Raw genomic sequence first — 19394 nt, forward strand, 5'->3', positions numbered from 1 at the left:
GCCGCCGCGCGCCGCAGGCTGCCGGGCCGCATCAGAGCGCCGCGTCGGCCGGGCGGATATTGCGCTTGCGGGTTTTCCACGCATTGTAGGTGCGCCTCATATTGGCCAGCGAGATGCCGTAGTAGAGCGCCTTGAACGCCAGCAGGTGCGGCCAGATGCGGGTCTTGCCGAACACGTCGCCGGCCAGCACCGACAGCAGCGCTTCCTGCATGCGGAACAGGTTGCGCGGCCCCATGAACAGGTTGCGCATCGTGGGATTGGTGACGCGGTAGATAAACCACGAAAACTTTTTCGGCCCGATGCGCATCGTGCGGTCGAAGCGCCGCAGCGCCGCCGGCGCCCGCGCCGGCTGCGACAGGCAGGCGTCGACCGCGTCGGCGCCGGCGAAGGCGCTGTTCATCGCCAGCATCACGCCCGAGGAAAACACCGGGTCGATGAATGCATAGGCGTCGCCCAGCAGCAGGTAGTTGCTGCCGTGGCTGCGGCTGCAGGTGTACGAGTAATTGCCGGTGGCCTCGGGCACGGACGCCAGTTCGGCGCCCTGCAGCCGCTCGGCCAGCTTCGGGCACATCGCGATCGTGTCCATCAGGAACTCGGCCAACGGCTTCTTGCGGGTCTTCAGGTAGTACGGCCAGGTGACCGCGCCGATGCTGGTGCGGCCGTCGGACAGCGGGATGAACCAGAACCAGCCGTGGTCGAACCAGAAGATGGTGATGTTGCCCTCGTCGCGGCCTTCGTTGCGCCTGACGTTGCGGAAGTGCGCATACAGCGCGGTGCTGTTGTGCGCGTCGTTGCGCTCCTTGACGTCGAACTGCCGGCCGAGGAAGGTGTCGCGGCCGGACGCGTCGAGCACGAAGCGGGTGCGCCACGTCCTGTCGACGCCGTCGTCGCTGCGGGTGGCGACCAGCGCGCCCTGGTCGTCGGGCAGGAACTGGACATTGGTCACCCTGCAGCCCTCGATGACCTCGGCGCCGCTGCGGCCGGCGTTGCGGATCAGGATTTCGTCGAAGCCGGCGCGCTCCACCTGATAGGCGTAGGGCATGCTCTTGTCCATCGCGTCGCCGAACTGGAACACCTGCTTGTGGTCATGCCACGGCGACATGAATTCGGCAGCCCATTTCACCATGCCGATCGCGCGGACTTCGTCGGCCACGCCCAGCTTCTCAAGCAGCGGCAGGTTGGCCGGCAGCAGCGATTCGCCAATATGGAAGCGCGGGTGATGCGCCTTCTCGACCAGCGTGACGCGGTAATTCTTGCGTGCCAGCAGCGTGGCGGCAGTGGAGCCGGCCGGGCCGCCGCCGATGATCAGCACATCGCATTCGTCGATTTCTACAGGGGACGTCGGGTTCACATTCATTTTCTGGCGGCGGAGGTAACGAGCCAAGACTCTATCATTTTCGCCCCGCAGGCAATAGGGTTTGTTGCCGAAAATTAATTCCTGGGGCGGCGGTCACTCGCCGAGGCGGCTGGCGTCGACCATGGCCGCAGACTGCCCGAACACCCAGGTGACCGCAACCCCGGCCGACACCGCGTTCTTCCTCTGCACCAGCGGGCTGTCCTCGAAGGATGCGCCGCCCAGCGCGTCGTAGCGCAGGAATGCGCCGACCCAGTAGCGCTCGAAGCGCTTGGACACGGCCGCCGTGAACTGCGAGCCGGCATAGCCTCCCGGCGCGTCGTAGCGCGGACGGGCGGCGGTCGCGTCGGCGTCGCCGACCGAATAGAAATAGCGGTTGTAGCGGCGGCTCTGGAAGTTCGGGCCTGCCAGCATGCCCAGGTTCCAGCCCGACATGCCGAACGGATCGCGCACGTCGAGGTTCAGGTTGGGCGCGAACAGCCAGCCGATCTGGCGCGGCGACGACTCGATGGTCACCGCGGTGCGCAGCGGCGTGCGCAGGTCCAGCTTCATCCCGCCCGAATCGGCCTTCCACAGGTTCACCGACAGCGTCGGCCCCAGTTCGACGGTGGGCCGCAGGCTCGCCATGCCCTGGCGCACCGTGTTGTTCTTGCTGCTGACCGGCAGCGTCGCATTCAGGCTGATATTGAGCTCGACGCGCTCGGTGTTGAACAGCGTGCTGCGCACGCCGTTGCGGTCGGCCTTCAGGAACTCGCCGCGGTAGACGAAATAGGGCGCGGGAAGCACGTAGGTCTGGCTGCTGTCGGCGCCGCGGTAGTCGGGCAGGGTCACCGCGGCGACCCCGAGCCCGGCTTCCCACAGGGGCAGCGGCTCGGCGGCCGCGGGCAATGCGGCCAGGAGCGCGCAGGCGGTTGCCGGTACGGCAAGGCGCCGGAAGGAAGGAATTTGCATCGTTGGTCCGCGGTCGTTGGTTGTTCTGCGCGGCGCCGGCCAGCCGGCATCCGCATCCGTGCCGTTCGGCAACGGCGAACGAGTGTAGCCTAGCGGCTAACGTTTGGCTACCCGGCCGGAGGTGGGCGGATATCGCCTATAGGCAGCAGGCGGAAAAGGCCGGACGCCGGGTCCGGAAGGCGGCGCAGCGCTCGCCGGAGACGGCAGGCGTCGGGCGTCGCCGACGGCCGCAGCCGCAGCCTAGTTATCCGCAGTGAGTATTCCCTCGTCGACCCGTCCGGCGGGGGCCGCCAGCCTGACCTGGTTGCGGCCCGCGGCCTTGGCTTCGTACAGCGCGCGATCCGCTTCCCGCAGCAGCAGGGCCGGCGCATCCGGGTGCTCGCCCTGCGCAAGCGTCGCCACGCCGATGCTGACGGTGACATGCCCGACCGGGCTGCCCGCATGCTGGATCGCGATGGCTTCCACCGCCTCGCGGACGCGCTCGGCCGCGGCCAGCGCGCCGGCGGCCTGCGTCTGCGGAAGCAGCACCGCGATTTCCTCGCCGCCGTAGCGGGCGACGACATCGCTGGCGCGGCCGCGCGCCGCCGACACCGCCGCGCCGATCCGGCGCAGGCACTCGTCGCCGGCCGGATGGCCGTACAGGTCGTTGTAGCGCTTGAAGTGGTCGACGTCGATCATCACCAGCGCCAGCGGGGTTTGGTGCCGCATGCTGTGCCGGCATTCGGCCTGCAGCGCCAGGTCGAAGCGGCGGCGGTTGCCCAGCCCGGTGAGGCTGTCCTGCAGCGAAAGCAGTTCCAGCGAACGGTTCATCCGCTCCAGCGTGTACTTGGCGTCGCGCAGTTCCGCCTCGACCCGCTCGCGCACGCTGATCTGGCGCACCAGGTGCAGGCCGCATCCGCTCAGCACGGCGATCAGCGCAAGGATCACCGCCGCGGTCTGCAGCGCTTCCTGCTGCCAGCCGGCGAAGATGTCGTCCTTCGCGAATGCGGTCGCGACGACCAGCGGATAGTGCCGGACATGCTCGTAGCTGTAGACCCGGACCACCTGGTCCACCACGGACTGCAGCATCGCGGTGCCGGGGCCGTTCGCGCGCAGCTGCGTAAACACCGGCCCCTTGCCGACATTCGCGCCGACGAGATCCGCCTTGAAGGGGCGGCGCAGCAGCACCGTGCCGTCGTCCAGCGCGAGCAGGATGGTGCCGTTGGCGCCGATGTCGAAGCTCTGGTGGAACTGGCGGAAATACGCCATGTCCACCGTCGCCAGGACGACGCCGGCGAACGTGCCGTCCGGGTGGTTGATGCGCCGCGATATCGGCACCACCCAGCGGCCCGTGGTCAGGCTTTCGGTCGGCGCGCCGACATGCGCGCTCTGGTCGAGGTTCGCCTTGTGATAGACGAAGTACTCCCGGTCCGCATTGCCCGCCCTTGCGGGCCGCACGCTCAGCGCGTTGACCATCGTGCGGCCTTCCTGGTCGAAGACGAACATGCCTTCCAGCGAGGACAGCTGGGCCACGCTTGCCTTGAGCAGGTTATGCAGGCGCGGCAGGGACACGCCGGCCATCCCGTCCACTTCGAGCCGTTCGACCACGCCCAGCAGCATGGAGTCGGCCGCGCGGAAGGTGTCGTCCGCATGCTGGGACAGCGCCTTCGTCATGTTGGCGGTGGCGGTGCTGGCTTCTTCCATCTGCAGCACCCGCGCCTTCCAGAGTGTCCAGCAGCCCATGCCGATCAGGGTCAGCGCGACCAGCAGCACGAACAGGATCGCATTGCGCTTGGCGTTGCCGGCCGGTGCGTCGCCGCCGGGGGTCATTCGGTGCTGCCTCGCATTCCATCGTGGTCTGCAAGGCTGGCGGCGGGGCGGTCTGGGTAGGTTGTCAAATGCAATGCCGTTTCATGTGAGGTGGCGCCCGGGATGACGGCGCGCCGGTGCGGCGATCTTTTTTGCTTGTCGGGATTATCGGCACGCGGGCTTCTTACTTGAGCGCGCCGGGCAGTATGTGCCATCCGGCCGCATCGGCGCGGAGGAAATAGGCAATTCAATATTAGCAAAACCGTTACACTGCTGGTTTTATCCAGAATGAGCATTGCCGTGAAAAGTAACGAACAACACCTGCAGGACCTGTTCCTGAACACGCTGCGCAAGGAACGCATTCCCGTCTCGATGTTTCTGGTCAATGGCATCAAGCTGGTCGGCCATATCGAATCTTTCGACCAGTATGTGGTCATGCTACGCAGCAGCACCGCAACGCAGCTGGTCTACAAGCACGCCATCTCGACCGTCTTCCCGACCCGCGACATCAAGCTGTCCGCGCCGGCGACATAAATTTGCCTCAGCCGGGCGACATGCCCGGCTGGCTCGGCGACGCCGCCGGGCGATCCCCGCCTTGCCTTGGCCGCGCCAGCCGGCCGCGCACCAGCACGTCTGCAATCCCGACCCGACACGCGGTCGCTGCGCCGGCCCCGCGCCGACGCGCTTTCCATCCACATCCCGCATACCCATCGCTTCCGTGCAGGCGCACTGCCGAATGCTTGCGCATTCGCAGGCCGCCGCTATGTCCGGGACATGACAGACGGCCCCTTGCAGGACGCCTACACTGCGTCGAACAACGGCAGTCGCGTCACCCGGGAGAACCGCGATGGATGGACTGGATGCCGGCGGGCAGATGCCGGAACAGCATATCGACGAAGTCGAAGAGCGCCTGTGCATGCTCGCCGACCAGATCGTCGCGCTGGTCAGCGAGGAGGCCGGCGCGGGCATCCAGGCCGAACTCCTGTTTTCCACGTTCAGGGCGCTGCATAGCCTGAAGCGCCTGCGCGCCGGGATCCAGGACGCGATGCAGCTGCGCGATGGCGCGTGCTGACGAACGCCGTGCTCCGCTCCCATCCCCGTTCCGATCCCCCGGCGCCGCCGGTGAACGCCAGCGGCCGGCATCAGGCCGGCGCCAGCTGGAAACGCACCGAGAACGCCGTTCCCCTGCCATCCGGCCCCGCGTCCAGGCTGATCTGCGCGCCATGGTCGGCCGCGATGTCGCGCACGATCGCCAGGCCCAGCCCGCTGCCGCGGGTATTGTGGCTGAGGCGGTAGAAGCGGCTGAACACCAGTTCGCGTTCGTCGGCGGGCACGCCCGGGCCGTCGTCCTCCACCTTCAGCAGGCCGGCGCCGTCGACGGCGCGGCAGCTGACCGTGACCCGGCCATGCGGCGGCGTATAGCGGATCGCATTGTCGACCAGGTTGTCGATCAGGTCGCGCAGCAGGAAGCTGTCGCCGATGATGTCGACCGGCGACAAATCGAAGCCAAGGTCGATTCCCTTCTTGTCGGCCTCCTCGACGAAGTGCTGCACCGATTCCGCGACCAGCTTGTCGAGCGACAGCGGGTACAGCCTGGCCTTCTCGAACTGGTCCGGCTCGGCGCGCGCCAGCGCCAGCAGCTGGTTGGTCTGCCGGATCATGCGCTCGGCCGACGACATCATCAGCGACAGCGCGCGCGCGGCTTCGTCGCGGTCGGGCTCGCCGCGCTGCAGCCATTCGAGCTGGGTCTTGAGCCCGGCCAGCGGCGTGCGCAGCTGGTGCGCGGCATTCGCGAGGAAGTCCTGCTGGCTGCGCGAGACCTGGCGCACCCGGTCCAGCAGCTGGTTGATCGCGGACGCCACCGGCGCCAGTTCGAGCGCGAGCGGGCCGTCCGGCAGCGGCGCGAGGTCGTCGGGCTTGCGCGCATCCAGGCTGTCCCGCATCGCCTGCAGCGGCGCCAGGCCGCGGGTGACGCCGAACGACACCACCGCGATCGAGATGAAGGTCAGCGCCAGGTCGAGCAGCAGCAGGCCGGCGAAGTTGCCGCCCGAGCGGACGCTCAGGCGCTTCCACAGTGTCTCGCCCACGCCTATCGTGACCCGCTCGCTGCCGACCAGCACTGACAGCGCGATCACGCGGATCGCCCCGCCGCGCATCCGGCTGTCGTAGGCTTCCGGCTCGTCGATGGACGGCGGCGTGCGCAGCGGCGGGAAGTCCCGGTCGCCGGCCAGCGTGTCGCCGGCCGCATTGCGCACGACGAAATAGACCGAGTCGAAATGATCCAGCCGCAGCACCTGCTCGGCCTGGTGCGGCAGGTCGACGACGATCCTGCCGTCATGCTGCTGCATGTAGGGCAGCAGCGCCCAGGCGGCGTCGGCCAGGTTCTGGTCGTAGGCGAGCTGCGTCGGCCGCCATGCCAGCCAGTAGGTCGAACCCGCGCCGACCAGGTTGATCGCCAGCAGCGGCAGCAGCAGCCGCTTCAGCAGGTTCAGCCTGATGCTGCGCATTAAACCGCCTTGTCGAGCATGTAGCCGAATCCGCGTATGGTGCGCAGCCCGAGGCCGGCGTCGCCGACCTTGATGCGGATGCGCGAGACATAGACTTCCACCGCGTTGAGGGTCAGTTCCTCGCCCCAGGGAAGGATGGCGTCGATGATCTGCTGCTTGGAGACGACGCGTCCGCGATGCCGCACCAGGTATTCGAGGATGCCCCATTCGCGCGCCGACAGCTCGATCACGCGGCCATGCACGGTCGCGCGGCGGGCCACGCTGTCGAGGGTGAGGCCGCCGATCTGCAGCGTGGCCTGGAGCGGGCCGGCGCGGCGCAGCATGGCCCGCACCCTCGCCACCAGTTCGGGTGTCGCGAAGGGCTTGACCAGGTAATCGTCCGCGCCCAGCTCCAGGCCGAAGACCCGGTCTTCCACCGCGTCGCGCGCGGTCAGGAGCAGCACCGGCGTCGTGCTGCCGCGCGCCCGTAGCCGCCGCACCACCTCGAAGCCGTCGATGCCGGGAAGGCCGATGTCCAGCACTACCGCGGATATGGACTGGCGCTTGAGCACGTCGTCGGCGTCCAGGCCGTTCGAGACCACGTTCACGACGATGCCGTGCTTGGTCAGGTTGCGCGCGATTCCATCGGCAAGGACGGCATCGTCTTCGACAAGCAGAACATCCATAGTGTGTTTCGACCGGCCTGGATTTGAAGCAGGCAATTATAGAGAAAGTCCTGCCGCCGCACTGTCAGCAGTTTGTCAGCCCTTCTTCAGTTTGCTGACAGGAAGGCGGTTCATCATCCGTGGCCTTGCAGTTTCGTTCCGGGCAGTCTGCGCCATGAAAAGAATCATCCTCCTCCTCCTTTGCACGCTGTCGACCTGTGCGCCCGCGTGGTCCCAGCAGTCCGATGGCGGGCTCGGCCTGGCGCAGGCGCAGCGCATGGCCGTCGACGGCAACCATGACCTGCGGCTGGCGCTGGCCGCCGTGCAAGCCGCGCAGGCCGCGATCCTGGCCGCCGACACCGCGCCCAACCCGGTCCTGACGCTGCAGACGGTCAACATCAATCCATCGCTAGGGATCGGCGCCGGGCCGCTGCGCGGCAAGACCGTCGACAGCAGCGTGCGGATCGACCAGCAGATCGAGCGCGGTGGCAAGCGCGCGCTGCGCATCGACAATGCGCAGTACCTCGAGCTGGCGTCCCGCGCCGACCTGGCCGACGTCCGGCGGCAACTCCGGCTGGCCGTGACGCAGGCCTATTACGACCTGCTGGCGGCGCACGAGAAGCGCGAGATCGCGCGCGACACCGCCGGCCTGTACGGCAGCTCGCTGGAAGCGGCGCGCCGGCGGCGCAAGGCCGGCGACCTGGCCGGCGCCGATGTCTCCCGCATCGAGGTCGATGCGCTGCGCGCGGCGAACGACGTCGACCAGGCCGACGCCGAACTGCAGCGCGCACAGCAGACGCTAGCGCTGGCGCTGGGCATGCCGCAGGACGCGCCGCGGCTGCGCGCAACCGACCCGTGGCCTGACCTGCCCGCGCCCGGCGCGGAGGACGATGCCGCAGACATCGCCGGCATCGAGGCCGCGCTGGACAGGCGCGCCGACGTGCGCGCGGCGAAGGCGCGGGTGGGCGCCGCGGCCGCCGCGCTGCGGCTGGCGCTGGCGCTGCGCACCCGCGACATCACCGTCAGCCTGCAGGGCGAGCACTGGCCGCAAAGCGCGGCCGATGCCCAGGGCAGCGGCAACAGCGTCGGTGTCGCGGTCCAGTTCCCGCTATTCGTGCGCAACCAGTACCAGGGCGAGATCCGCAATGCGCAGGCGGCGGCCGACAGCGCCGCGGTCACGCTCGAAAAGACGCGGGCCGCCGCGCTGTCCGACCTGGCGCGCAGCGCCAGCGATGCGCGGGTCGCCGCCAGCCGCCGGCGACGTTACGAGAGCGAGCTGCTGCCGGCGTCCGCGCGCTCGGCCGATGCCGCCGAATACGCGTTTCGCAACGGCGCGGCCGGCGTGATGGACGTGCTCGACGCCCGTCGCACGCGGCGCGCGACCCTGCTCGATGCGGCCATCGTCCGGGCCGAGCATGCAAAGGCGCTGGCCGCGCGGGAAGCCGCCCGCGCCGGCGCCACCGATAACAACGACCTGTAATGACCATGCGTAAAACCCTGCAAACCGTCGCCACGCTTGCGCTGATCGGCGCTGTCGCGGCCGGCGCCATCTTCGCCACCCGCCTGCACGCGGCCGACCAGCCGGCCGCCGACCCGGTCCCGGCGCGCCTCGCCGAGCCCGGCGTGCTGCGCTTCGACGCCGGCGCGCCGCAGCTGTCGGCGCTGCGCATCGAGACCGCGGTGGCGATGCCGCTGCCGATGGCCGAGGCGCTGAACGGCAGGCTGGCGCTCGATGAAAACCGCACCGCCCGCATTTCGAGCCCGATCGCCGGCCGCGTGCTGAAGCTCGTCGCCGAACCCGGCGACCGCGTCGCTCGCAACGCGGTGCTGCTGCAGGCCGACGCGCCCGAGCTGGCCGCCGCCGATGCCGACTGGCGCAAGGCCCAGGCCGACGAGGTGCGCAAGAAGCTGGCCTACGAGCGCGCCCGCAACCTGCTCGCGCACGAGGTGGTGCCGCAGAAGGATGTCGAGGCGGCCGACGCCGACTACCGGCAGGCGGCGGCCGAGAGCCGCCGCACCGGGCTGCGGATGCGCAGCCTGCATGCATCGGGCGCCGAGAACGGCAGCTTCAGCCTGCGCACGCCGCTGGCCGGCGTGGTCGTCGAGCGGCAGGTCACGCCCGGCATGGAATTGCGGCCCGACCTGGCAAACCCGCTGTTCGTGGTCAGCGACCCGTCCCGGCTCTGGCTGCTGGTCGATGTGCCGGAACGCTCGCTGGCGCAGGTCAGGCCGGGCCAGAAGGTGAGCCTGGAGACCGATGCGTTTCCCGGCGCGCGTTTCAGCGCGACCGTGGACAAGGTCGGCTATGCGCTCGACCCGGCGACGCGCCGGGTGCAGGTGCGCTGCACGGTCGAGAACCCCGACGGCCGCCTGCGCCCCGAGATGTATGCGCGGGTTTCCTTCCTGTCCGACAACGGCCGCAGCGCGATCGCCGTGCCCAATGCGGGACTGGTCACCGAGGGCATCAACACCTATGCGTTCGTCGAGGCTAGCCCCGGCGTTTTCCGGAAGCGGCAGGTGGGCCTGGCGCTGCGCGGCCGCGAGACCAGCCATGTCGACAGCGGCCTGCAGGCCGGCGACCGGGTGGTGGTCGAAGGCGCGCTGCTGCTGAATGCGGAGATGGCGTCCCATGCTCGATAAGCTGATCCGCTTCGTCCTCAGCCAGCGCGTGTTCGTGCTGGTGCTGACCGCTGCGCTGGCCATCTTCGGCTACCGCGCGCTGGTCGGCCTGCCCATCGAAGCCTTCCCCGACGTGCAGGACGTGCAGGTGCAGATCGTCACCCAGTACCCCGGCCAGGCGCCGGAAGAGATCGAACGCACGGTGACGCTGCCGATCGAGCGCGAGATGAGCGGCGTGCCGCGCCAGACGCAGCTGCGCTCGGTCACCATCAGCGGCCTGTCGGTGGTGACGCTGACCTTCGAGGATGGCACCAACGATTATTTCGCGCGCCAGCAGGTGCTGGAAAAACTGCAGGGCGTGAACCTGCCGCCCAACATCCAGCCGACGCTGGCGCCGCTGACCACGGCCGTCGGCGAGGTCTACCGCTACATCGTCGAGGCGCCGGTCGCGATGCCGGACTCCGAGGTGCGGGCGCTGCAGGACTGGGTGATCCGTCCCGGCCTGCGCAACGTGCCCGGCGTCGCCGACGTCGTCAGCTTCGGCGGCACGGTCAAGGAATACCAGGTGCGGGTCGACCCGCAGGCGCTCAAGCGCTACGGCCTGACGATGGACCAGGTCAGCCAGGCGCTGACTTTGAACAGCGCCAATGTCGGCGGCGGCTACCTGCGCCGCGGCGACGAGGCGCTCATCGTGCGCGGCATCGGGCTGTTCCGCGACATCGACGATATCGGCCGCGTGATCGTCAGCGCGAAGGCCGGGCGCACGGTGCTGGTGTCGGACGTGGCCGAGGTCGGGGCCGGCGCGCGGCCGCGGTCCGGCGTGGTCGCGTTCAACCGAAGCGACAGCGTCGTCGAGGGCGTGGTGCAGATGGTCCGCGGCGGCAATGCGGCGCGCGTGGTCGACGATGTGAAGCAGCGCATCGCCGACATCAACGCCAGGCTGCCGGCCGGCGTGAAAGTGCACCCGATCTACGACCGCACCGAGCTGATCGACCACACCGTCCACACGGTGGCCGAGAACCTGCTGGTGGGCGCGGCGCTCGTGATCGCGATCCTGGTGCTGTTCCTGCGCGACTGGCGCGCCGCGCTGGTGGTGGCCGCCGTCATACCGCTGTCGCTGCTGTTCGCCTTCATCATGCTGGACGCCAGGGGCGTGCCGGCCAACCTGATCTCGCTCGGCGCGGTCGACTTCGGCATCATCATCGACAGCGCGGTGGTGCTGGTCGAGGCGCTGATGGTGCGGCTCGCCACCCGCACCTTCGACCCGGCGCTGGCGGACGCCGACTACCTGTGGCGCAGGGACGTGCTGCGGGCCACCCTGGTCGAGCTAGGTCATCCGATCCTGTTCGCGAAGGCCATCATCATCATCGCCTTCATTCCCATCTTCACGTTCCAGCGGGTCGAGGGCAAGATCTTCACGCCGGTGGCGCTGACCCTGAGCTTCGCGATGCTGGGCGCGCTCCTGCTGACCATGACGCTGGTGCCGACGCTGCTGGCGCTGCTGATGAAGCGGCACACGCTGGCCGAGCGGCACAGCCCGTGGATGCATGCATTGCAGGATCGCTACCGGCGCTTCCTGCGGCGCGCCCATGAAAGCCGCTTCGTGGTGTTCGCCGCGTCCGGCGCGACGCTGGCGGTGACCCTGGCGCTGGCGCCCATGCTGGGCAGCGAGTTCCTGCCCAGGCTGGACGAGGGCAACATCTGGCTCACCGTCACGCTGCCTGCGTCGAGCGCGCTGGAGCAGACCAAGCGCGTGGAGCGCGAGGTGAGGGCGATCCTGCTGACCTATCCGGAAGTGGCCAAGGTGATTGCGCATGTCGGCCGTCCCGACGACGGCACCGACCCCAAGGGCGCGAACAACATGGAAATCCTGGCAGACCTGAAGCCGCGCGGCAGCTGGCGCTTCCCGGACAAGGAGAGCCTGGTCGCAGACATGTCCGCGAAGATCCGCCGCCTGCCGGGCGTGCCGACCAATTTTTCCCAGGTGATCGAGGACAACGTCGAGGAAGCGCTGTCCGGCGTGAAAGGCGAGATCGCCGTCAAGATCTTCGGTCCCGACCTCGAGGTGCTGACCCAGAAAAGCGAGGAGGTGGCCGCGATACTGTCGGCTATCCCGGGCGCGGCCGACGTCGCCGCGATCCGCATCGGCGGCCAGAGCGAGCTCGACATCGTGATCGACCGCGAGCGGGTCGCCCGGCTCGGCATCAATGTCGCCGACGTGAACGGCGCGATCCAGACTGCGCTGGCCGGCACCGCCGTCAACCAGTTCTACGAAGGCGACCGGCGCTTCGACCTCACGGTCAGGCTGCGCGCCGACGCCCGCGAGTCGGTGGACGATATCGCCGCGATCCAGGTGCCGCTGCCGGGCGGCGCCGGCACCGTCGGCCTGGGCGACGTGGCGCGGGTGCAGGTGCGGCAGGGCGCGGCCCGGATCAGCCGCGAGGCCGGCGGGCGCAATGCGTCGGTCAAGGCCAACCTGATCGGACGCGACCAGGGCGGCTTCGTCGCCGAGGCGCAGAAGAAGGTCGGCGAGCAGCTGGTGCTGCCGCCCGGCTACACGCTGACCTGGGGCGGCCAGTTCGAGAACCAGCAGCGCGCGGTGCGCCGGCTGGCGGTCATCGTGCCGGTCACGGCGCTGCTGATTTTCTCCCTGCTGTTCTGGGCTTTCCGCTCGGTCGGCAAGGCGACGCTGGTGCTGTCCATCGTGCCGTTTGCGCTGATCGGCGGCATCGCGGGGCTGGCGCTGGCGGGCCTGCATTTCTCGGTGTCGGCCGCGGTGGGTTTCATCGCCGTCGCGGGCATCTCGGTGCAGAACGGCGTGATCATGGTCGAGCAGATCGTCGAGATAGCCAGCACCGGCGCGGCGACCTTCGACAGCGCCATCGAAGGCGCGGTAGCCAGGCTGCGGCCCATCCTGATGACTGCCTTGATGGCAGGCCTTGGGCTGCTGCCGGCCGCTCTGTCGCATGGCGTCGGCTCGGAGACGCAGCGGCCGTTCGCGGTGGTGATCGTCGGCGGCATCGTTTCCGCCACCTTCTTCACCTTGCTGCTGCTGCCGATGGCCTATGGCTACTTTTCCCGCGCGCCGCAGGAGTAGCTGCCGATGCCGACGAACGCAAGCGCAATCGATCGCCTCGCATCGGCCCGGCGCGGCAGGCTATCCCTTTCTCCACGGCGTCCGTGCATTTCCTCGTCCCTGACGGACGCCGTTTGCCCGCAGCATGCGCCTGGATGCTGCACTGCTGCGGGCTTTTTTATGCCATCGCCTCCCTGTCCCGGGAGGTGCAATAAGCCGCGCCGCCCGCGGCTCGAGCGCGGAACGGTTGCGGCGGCTGACGTCCGCCATTCCATTGCCATCATCGGCCTTCACTCCAACACAGAATAACCATCGCACCTGGCCATGCACGCTTTCCCTCCCTCCGCGCACCGTCATCCTTCCGCCTTGCTGTGCGTCGCGCTCATCGTCGTCTTCGTCACTGCCGGCGCGGTCGGGCACGACCCGTGGAAGGCGGACGAGGCCTATGTGTTCGGCATGATCCACAGCATGGTCGGCTCGGGCGACTGGGTGGCGCCCATGCTGGGCGGCGAATACTTCATGGAAAAGCCGCCGCTGTATTACTGGGTGGCGACGCTGTTCGTGACGCTGCTGTCCGGATGGCTCGCGCCGCCCGATGCGGCCCGGCTCACGTCCAGCTTCTTCATGCTGGTCGCCTGCGGCGCGCTGTGGCTGACGGCGCGCCACTGGTGGGGCAGGCAGGTCGGCCGGTATGCGCCGCTGGCGCTGCTTGGCTGCTTCGCGCTGGCCCCGCAGACCCACCTGATGATGCCCGACGTGCCGCTGCTGGCCGGCTTCGCGCTGTCCGCCTACGGCCATGCGCGGCTGCTGGAAAGGCCGCTTGCGTCCGGCATCGTGCTGGGCGTCGGGGTCGGCATCGCCTTCCTGGCAAAGGGCCTGCTCGGCCCGCTGGCGATAGGCGCAAGCGCGGTGCTGCTGCCGCTGTGTTTCCGGCAATGGCGTTCGCCGGCTTACCTGCGCGGCCTGCGCAATGCGTTCGCGGCTAGCCTGCCGTTCATCGTCGTCTGGCCGCTGGCGCTGTACCTGCGCTCGCCGCTGCTGTTCCGCGAATGGTTCTGGGAAAACAACCTGGGCCGCTTCTTCGGGTTTTCCGGGGTCGCCAGCGGCACCGAGCAGCCCACATGGTTCTGGGCGCATAACCTGCCGTGGTTCACCTTTCCGGCCTTGCCGCTGGCCGCATTCCTGCTGTGGAAGCGGCGCGGCGAGATCGGCAGCCATCCGGCGCTGCAGTACGCGGCCGTCACCCTCGGCGTGCTGATGCTGACGCTGGCGGCGTCGGCATCGGCGCGCGTGATCTATGCGCTGCCGTTGATGGTGCCGCTGGCGCTGCTGGCTGCCCCGGCGGCATGCAGCCTGCCGGAACGGTTCAACCGGCTCTGGGTCGCCGGCGCGGCGATCCTGTTCGGCCTGATGTCCCTGCTGGTATGGAGCGGCTGGGGCATCATGATGTTCACCGGCGCCGCGCCTGCCTGGCCCTGGCTGCTGCGGGTGCTGCCGGCCGACTACCTGCCAAGCTTCGACGCCGGCGCCTTCGCGGTCGCGCTTGCCGCCACGCTGGCGGCGCTCGGGCTGGCAAGCCGGCGCTACCGGTTCGCCGCGTCCGGCCTGTTCGCCTGGACTGCCAGCCTGGCAGTTTTCTGGGTGCTGCTGTCGACGCTGTGGATGCCATGGCTCGACTACGCGAAAAGCTACCGGTCGGTGTTCGCGGCCATGCCGCTGCCCGACGACCATGACTGCGTGGCCAGCATCGGGCTGGGGGAAGGCGAGCGGGCGATGCTGCGTTATTTCAGCGGGCTCAACACGCTGCGGCGCGAACAGTGGCCCGGCGCCGGATGCGAGGTGCTGCTGGTGCAGGGCTATGCGGTCGAGGGAACCCGCCAGGTCGACCTGCGCGGCTATCACCAGGTATGGGAAGGCGCGCGCCCCGGCGACAGCTGGCAGCGCTTCTGGCTGTTCCGCGCCGACCGCAGCGACCCGTTGCCAATGTCCGGCGCCTTCCTGGAAGCCGCGATGCCGGACCATACGGTCAGCGAATAAACCGGCCCGGCAGCGCGCGTCGATCGCCGTGTCACGCCAACCTTGGCTCACAAGGCGCGATGCAAGTTCGTAGGGTGTAATGCGCTGCGCTTATTACACCCTACGAACTTGAACCGTCGGTCTCATCGGGTGCGCCATGATCCGGGATGGATACTACCTGTTGCCCGTCTTGCCGTTGCGCGCGGTTTCCTGCCGCGACACCGCGTCTTCGTACGGCTCGCGCCACAGCGTGATGAACAGGGCCATCGCCGCCGGCCCGGCAAACAGGCCGACCAGGCCGAAGGCTTCCACGCCGCCGAAGATCCCGAACAGGACCAGCAGGAAGGGCATGCGCGTGGCCTCGCCGATCAGGCGCGGCCGGACGAAATGGTCGGCGACGAACAGCACGACCGACCCCCACGCGGCGACCCCGATCGCGCCGCTGGCGTTGCCGCTCGCGGCGAGGAAGGCGGCCGCGGCCAGGTAGGCGACCGGGGCGCCGAACGGGATGATGGCCAGCGCGGCGGTCAGCGCGGCCCAGACGATGGGCGACGGCAGGCCGGCGATCCAGTAGCTGACGCCGATCAGCACGCCTTCCGCCAGGCCGACCAGCACAAGGCCGTTGACCGTCGACTGGATGGCCAGCACCGCGTTGCGCGCATAGCGCTGCCAGCGCTCGGCCCCGAGATAGCGCGCGCCGATCGCCGCGATCTGCGCCCGCAGCACCAGGCCGTTCAGGTACAGGAAGAACAGGCAGAGGATGGTGAAGCCGAAGTGGACCAGGCCGTGGAAGGCGCGGGCGCCATAGATTTTCAGCAGGTCGCCGGCGCCGGTGAGCCGCTGCACCGGCAGGCCCGAGAAGACCTGCGCGATTCCATGCGGCAGCGCCAGCGTGTTGGACCACCAGGAATGGATCGCCGGGCCGGCAAGGGGAATGCGGCCGAGTATCGCCGGCGGCGGCACGCCCTGCGCATTGGCATGGGTGATGAAGACCGCCGCTTCGGGCACCAGCTTCGAGATCTCGCGCAGCGCCGCCAGCAGCGGCGCGAGGAATACCGTCGCGACGATCAGCGTCGCCAGCGCGGACGCCAGCACGTTGTGCTTGCCCAGCATGCGCCGCAGCCGCAGGTAGAGCCGCCAGGTCGCGATCGCGAGGATCGCCGCCCACATCACCGGCACCAGGAAGTCACGGGCCACATAGGCGGCCAGCGCGACGACGCAAAGGGAAAATACCGCGCCGCAAAATGCCTGCCTGTCGTTAGCCATGGTGTTCCGGGTGTGCAGGATTAGTTGCAGCAACATAGCGCAAGGCGCCGGCGCGGTCGGTTCGCCAGCAGACCGAGCAGGTGGGCCGGGTCTGCCGGCGTATCAGCCAGGTTGCCGCAGCGCGGCGCAGTCGTCCTCCCACCGGTAGGCGGAGAGCGCATCCCCGATCGCGTCCACCGCCTGTTCCAGCTCCGCCAGCAGGCCATCGAGCCGGCCGTGGCTTGCCCGCGCCTCGATGGCGTTCGTCACCTGTGCGGCGGGGCCGGAAGAAAACATGCTGACCATGCCGCGGATGGTGTGCGCATCGCGCCTGACGCCATCGGCATCGCCCTCGGCCGCGTGCTGCTTCAGCCGGGCGATTTCCTTCGGCATGTCGCGCAGGAACAGGGCGACGATTTCCTCGAACAGCTCGCGGCTGTAATCCATCTTTTCCCGCACCGCCGCGAAGTCGACCGGGTGCGCAACGGCAAAGGAGATCGCGCTCGCCGGCGCCTGCGCGCCGATGCCGTCGAGTTCGCGCTGCAGGGCCACCGGGTCGATCGGCTTGGCCAGGTAGCTGTCCATGCCATGCGCGATGCACTTCTCGCGCGCGCCGCGCATCGCATGCGCGGTCAGCGCGATGATGGGAATGCGCTTGCCCGACCCGCCTTCCTCGCGCCGCACCAGCATGCTGGCTTCGTAGCCGTCCATGTCGGGCATGTCGATGTCCATCAGGATCGCGTCGAAGGGCTGGCTGCGCCATTGCTGGACCGCTTCCAGGCCGGTCCCCGCCAGCGTGACGATGTGGCCATGCTTCTGCAGCAGCCGCAGCGCCAGGATCTGGTTGACCTCGTTGTCCTCGGCGACCAGCAGCCGCAGCTGGCGCTTGGCCTGCTGGATCGTATGGCGGGTGATGAGCGGCATGTCGTCGCTGGCCTGCTCGCCGAAGGCCGCCGACACCGCCTGCAGCAGTTCCCAGCGGGACACCGGCTTGACCAGGTAGCTTTCCAGTCCCAGCTCGCGGCAGCGGGCGGCGTCGCCGCGGCGTCCCTCCGAGGTCAGCATCATGATCTTCACGCCCGCCAGCAGGGGCTGCGCCCGGATCTGCCGCGCCAGCTCGAAGCCGTCGACGCCCGGCATCTGCACGTCGAGCAGGGCCAGTTCGTACGGCTCTCCGGCCAGCCGCGCGCGATGCAGCTCGGCCAGCGCCGGCTCCGCGCCGGGCGCAGCCGCCGGCTGCATGTCGAGGTTGCGCAGCACGCCGGTCAGGATGCTGCGGTTGGTCGCGTTGTCGTCCGCCACCAGCACCCGCATGCCGGCCAGCTTGCGGTTCGCCAGCCCCGTGGCTGCGCGGACCCTGACGGTCGGCACCTGCAGCGTCAGGTGGAAGGTGCTGCCCGCGCCGACCGCGCTTTCCAGCGTCAGCATGCCGCCCATCAGCCGCGCGAGCTGCGACGAGATCGACAGGCCGAGCCCGGTGCCGCCGTACTGGCGCGTGGTGGACGTGTCGACCTGCGAGAACGCATCGAAGATGTCCGCAAACTTTGCCTGCGGAATGCCGATGCCGGTGTCCCGCACGCTGATGCGGATATCCGCCAGCGCGTCGCCGGGACGGTTGATCCTGGAGACCGAGATCTCGATCTCCCCGTGGTGCGTGAACTTGATCGCGTTGCCGACCAGGTTCAGCACGATCTGGCGCAGCCGGCCGGGGTCGGAGATGATCCGTTCCGGCACCGCCGGCTCGATCCGCAGCAGCAGCTCGAGCGACTTCTCGTGCGCCTCGATCGCCTGGCTGCGCACCAGTTCGTGCAGCATGCCCTCGAGCGAGAACTCGATCTGCTCGACATCGAGCCGGCCGGCCTCCAGCTTGGAGAAGTCGAGGATGTCGTTGATGATCTGCAGCAGCGACCCGGCGGAGAACCGGACCATGCGCAGGTAGTCGGCCTGCTCGTCGGTCAGTTCGGTGTCCAGCGCCAGTTCGGTCATGCCGATGATGCCATTCATCGGCGTGCGTATCTCGTGGCTCATGTTGGCCAGGAAGTCGCTCTTGATCCGGTTGGCCTGCTCGGCCGTTTCCTTCGCGCGCAGGATCGCGACTTCCGCGGCCTTCATCGCGGTGATGTCGGTGCGGATCGCTATGAACTGCTTCGGCCGGCCCTCGTCGTCCAGCAGCGGCACGATGGTGGCATTGACCCAGTACAGCCCGCCGTCGCGGTTGCGGTTGCAGATCTCGCCGTTCCAGACCTGGCCGCTGGTGATCGTCGCCCACAGAGTGTCGAAGAATGCCCTCGGCATCCGCTGCGAGCCGATGATGCGGTGCGTCTTGCCAATCAGTTCATCGCGGGTATAGCCGCTGATCTGGCAGAACAGGTCGTTCGCATAGGTGATGTTGCCGTCGACGTCGGTCATGCTGACGATCGCATGCTGGTCCAGCGCGAACTTCTGGTCGTCCAGCGCGCGTCGGGTGGCCTCGCGGTCGCGTATCAGGACCGCGGTCTGGTTGAAGATCTCCACGACCCGGCGGATTTCCAGCGGTGCGTCATGCGCATCCAGCGTCTCCGGCTTGACTGCGCCGGTTCCCAGGTCCTCCACCAGGTCGCGCAGCCGCTCCAGCCCGCCCAGCCACTGCAGCAGCAGCAGCCGGATCAGCAGCAGCCCGCCGATCAGCGAGACGACGCTGATGGTCAGCGCGACCTCCGCCAGCGACCAGAAGCTGCCGGCGACGATGGCGGTGTCGAATTCGAGCCGGATGACGCCGTAGTCCCGGCCGCCGACCGACACCGTGCGGTTCACGTCGTACAGGTAGCCGGCGACATAGTTCTCTACCCACTGCGGCGCCATCCGCGGCGGGCGCGTGCGCGAACGCGCGACCACTTTTCCGGCCTGCATGTCGATGAACCTGGCGGACTTGAACAGCGACGCCTGCACCGCCTTGTCCAGCGTCTTGTGGACCGTGTCGTAGTCGCCGATGACGACGCTGTCCTGCACCGCCTGGGCCACCACCTCGATCACCATTACCGACGCCACCTGCGTGCTCTCGACTTCCTCGTAGAACTGGAAGCGCAGGAACACCAGCAGGCCGCCGCCGACGAACAGCAGCAGGCTCAGGCTGTAGAGCATGAACACCCGGTTGACCAGCGATGCCGGCAGCAGCCGCTCCAGCCAATGCATTGCGCGTGGTAGTTGGGGCATGG

Annotated in this window: 13 protein-coding genes; 6 read left to right on the forward strand and 7 right to left on the reverse strand. The window is 68.7% G+C overall.

The window, feature by feature from the left end:
* Positions 1-31 precede the first annotated feature (31 nt).
* The 3 genes from QOL82_RS21435 to QOL82_RS21445 form a co-directional block, all read right to left on the reverse strand.
* Positions 32-1357: an NAD(P)/FAD-dependent oxidoreductase gene (locus QOL82_RS21435; protein WP_283444434.1), complete on the reverse strand. Its 1326-nt coding sequence runs from the start codon at positions 1355-1357 to the stop codon at positions 32-34.
* Between the two features lie 93 nt (positions 1358-1450).
* Positions 1451-2305, reverse strand: coding sequence for a MipA/OmpV family protein (locus tag QOL82_RS21440; RefSeq protein WP_283444352.1), 855 nt, complete (start codon positions 2303-2305; stop codon positions 1451-1453).
* Positions 2306-2545: 240 nt separating this feature from the next.
* Positions 2546-4114, reverse strand: a complete 1569-nt coding sequence (locus tag QOL82_RS21445) for a sensor domain-containing diguanylate cyclase (protein ID WP_283444353.1) — start codon at positions 4112-4114, stop codon at positions 2546-2548.
* 279 nt (positions 4115-4393) lie between these two features.
* On the opposite strand from QOL82_RS21445, the gene hfq reads away from it, so the two are divergent.
* Complete coding sequence (hfq, locus tag QOL82_RS21450) at positions 4394-4627, forward strand: RNA chaperone Hfq (protein ID WP_283444354.1); 234 nt, start codon at positions 4394-4396, stop codon at positions 4625-4627.
* 313 nt (positions 4628-4940) lie between these two features.
* A complete protein-coding gene (locus tag QOL82_RS21455) occupies positions 4941-5165 on the forward strand; it encodes a hypothetical protein (RefSeq protein WP_283444355.1) in 225 nt (74 codons plus the stop codon).
* Between the two features lie 70 nt (positions 5166-5235).
* Here QOL82_RS21455 and QOL82_RS21460 read toward each other — a convergent pair whose 3' ends face one another.
* The gene (locus tag QOL82_RS21460) at positions 5236-6600 is read right to left on the reverse strand and encodes a sensor histidine kinase (protein ID WP_283444356.1); all 1365 of its coding nucleotides are present in this window, start codon (positions 6598-6600) and stop codon (positions 5236-5238) included.
* On the reverse strand, positions 6600-7265 hold the full coding sequence (locus QOL82_RS21465) for a response regulator transcription factor (protein WP_283444357.1): 666 nt from the start codon (positions 7263-7265) through the stop codon (positions 6600-6602). The genes QOL82_RS21460 and QOL82_RS21465 overlap by 1 nt, the downstream gene beginning before the upstream one ends.
* A 154-nt stretch (positions 7266-7419) precedes the next feature.
* Here QOL82_RS21465 and QOL82_RS21470 point away from each other — a divergent pair, with 154 nt between their 5' ends.
* The 4 genes from QOL82_RS21470 (at position 7420) to QOL82_RS21485 (ending at position 14976) form a co-directional block, all read left to right on the forward strand.
* Entirely contained in the window at positions 7420-8724 is a 1305-nt protein-coding gene (locus QOL82_RS21470) for a TolC family protein (protein WP_283444358.1), read from the forward strand.
* Positions 8724-9884, forward strand: a complete 1161-nt coding sequence (locus QOL82_RS21475) for an efflux RND transporter periplasmic adaptor subunit (RefSeq protein WP_283444359.1) — start codon at positions 8724-8726, stop codon at positions 9882-9884. The genes QOL82_RS21470 and QOL82_RS21475 overlap by 1 nt, the downstream gene beginning before the upstream one ends.
* Entirely contained in the window at positions 9874-12960 is a 3087-nt protein-coding gene (locus QOL82_RS21480; RefSeq protein WP_283444360.1) for an efflux RND transporter permease subunit, read from the forward strand. The genes QOL82_RS21475 and QOL82_RS21480 overlap by 11 nt, the downstream gene beginning before the upstream one ends.
* A gap of 303 nt (positions 12961-13263) precedes the next feature.
* Positions 13264-14976: an ArnT family glycosyltransferase gene (locus QOL82_RS21485; RefSeq protein WP_283444361.1), complete on the forward strand. Its 1713-nt coding sequence runs from the start codon at positions 13264-13266 to the stop codon at positions 14974-14976.
* A 153-nt stretch (positions 14977-15129) separates the two neighbouring features.
* On the opposite strand, the gene QOL82_RS21490 is transcribed toward QOL82_RS21485, so the two are convergent.
* Both QOL82_RS21490 and QOL82_RS21495 read right to left on the reverse strand, forming a co-directional pair.
* Positions 15130-16221: an AI-2E family transporter gene (locus QOL82_RS21490; RefSeq protein ID WP_283444362.1), complete on the reverse strand. Its 1092-nt coding sequence runs from the start codon at positions 16219-16221 to the stop codon at positions 15130-15132.
* Between the two features lie 102 nt (positions 16222-16323).
* Positions 16324-19392, reverse strand: coding sequence for a hybrid sensor histidine kinase/response regulator (locus tag QOL82_RS21495; RefSeq protein WP_283444363.1), 3069 nt, complete (start codon positions 19390-19392; stop codon positions 16324-16326).
* Between the last annotated feature and the right edge of the window lie 2 nt (positions 19393-19394).

This window comes from Noviherbaspirillum suwonense, assembly GCF_900182955.1.
Taxonomy (GTDB): domain Bacteria; phylum Pseudomonadota; class Gammaproteobacteria; order Burkholderiales; family Burkholderiaceae_D; genus Noviherbaspirillum_A; species Noviherbaspirillum_A suwonense.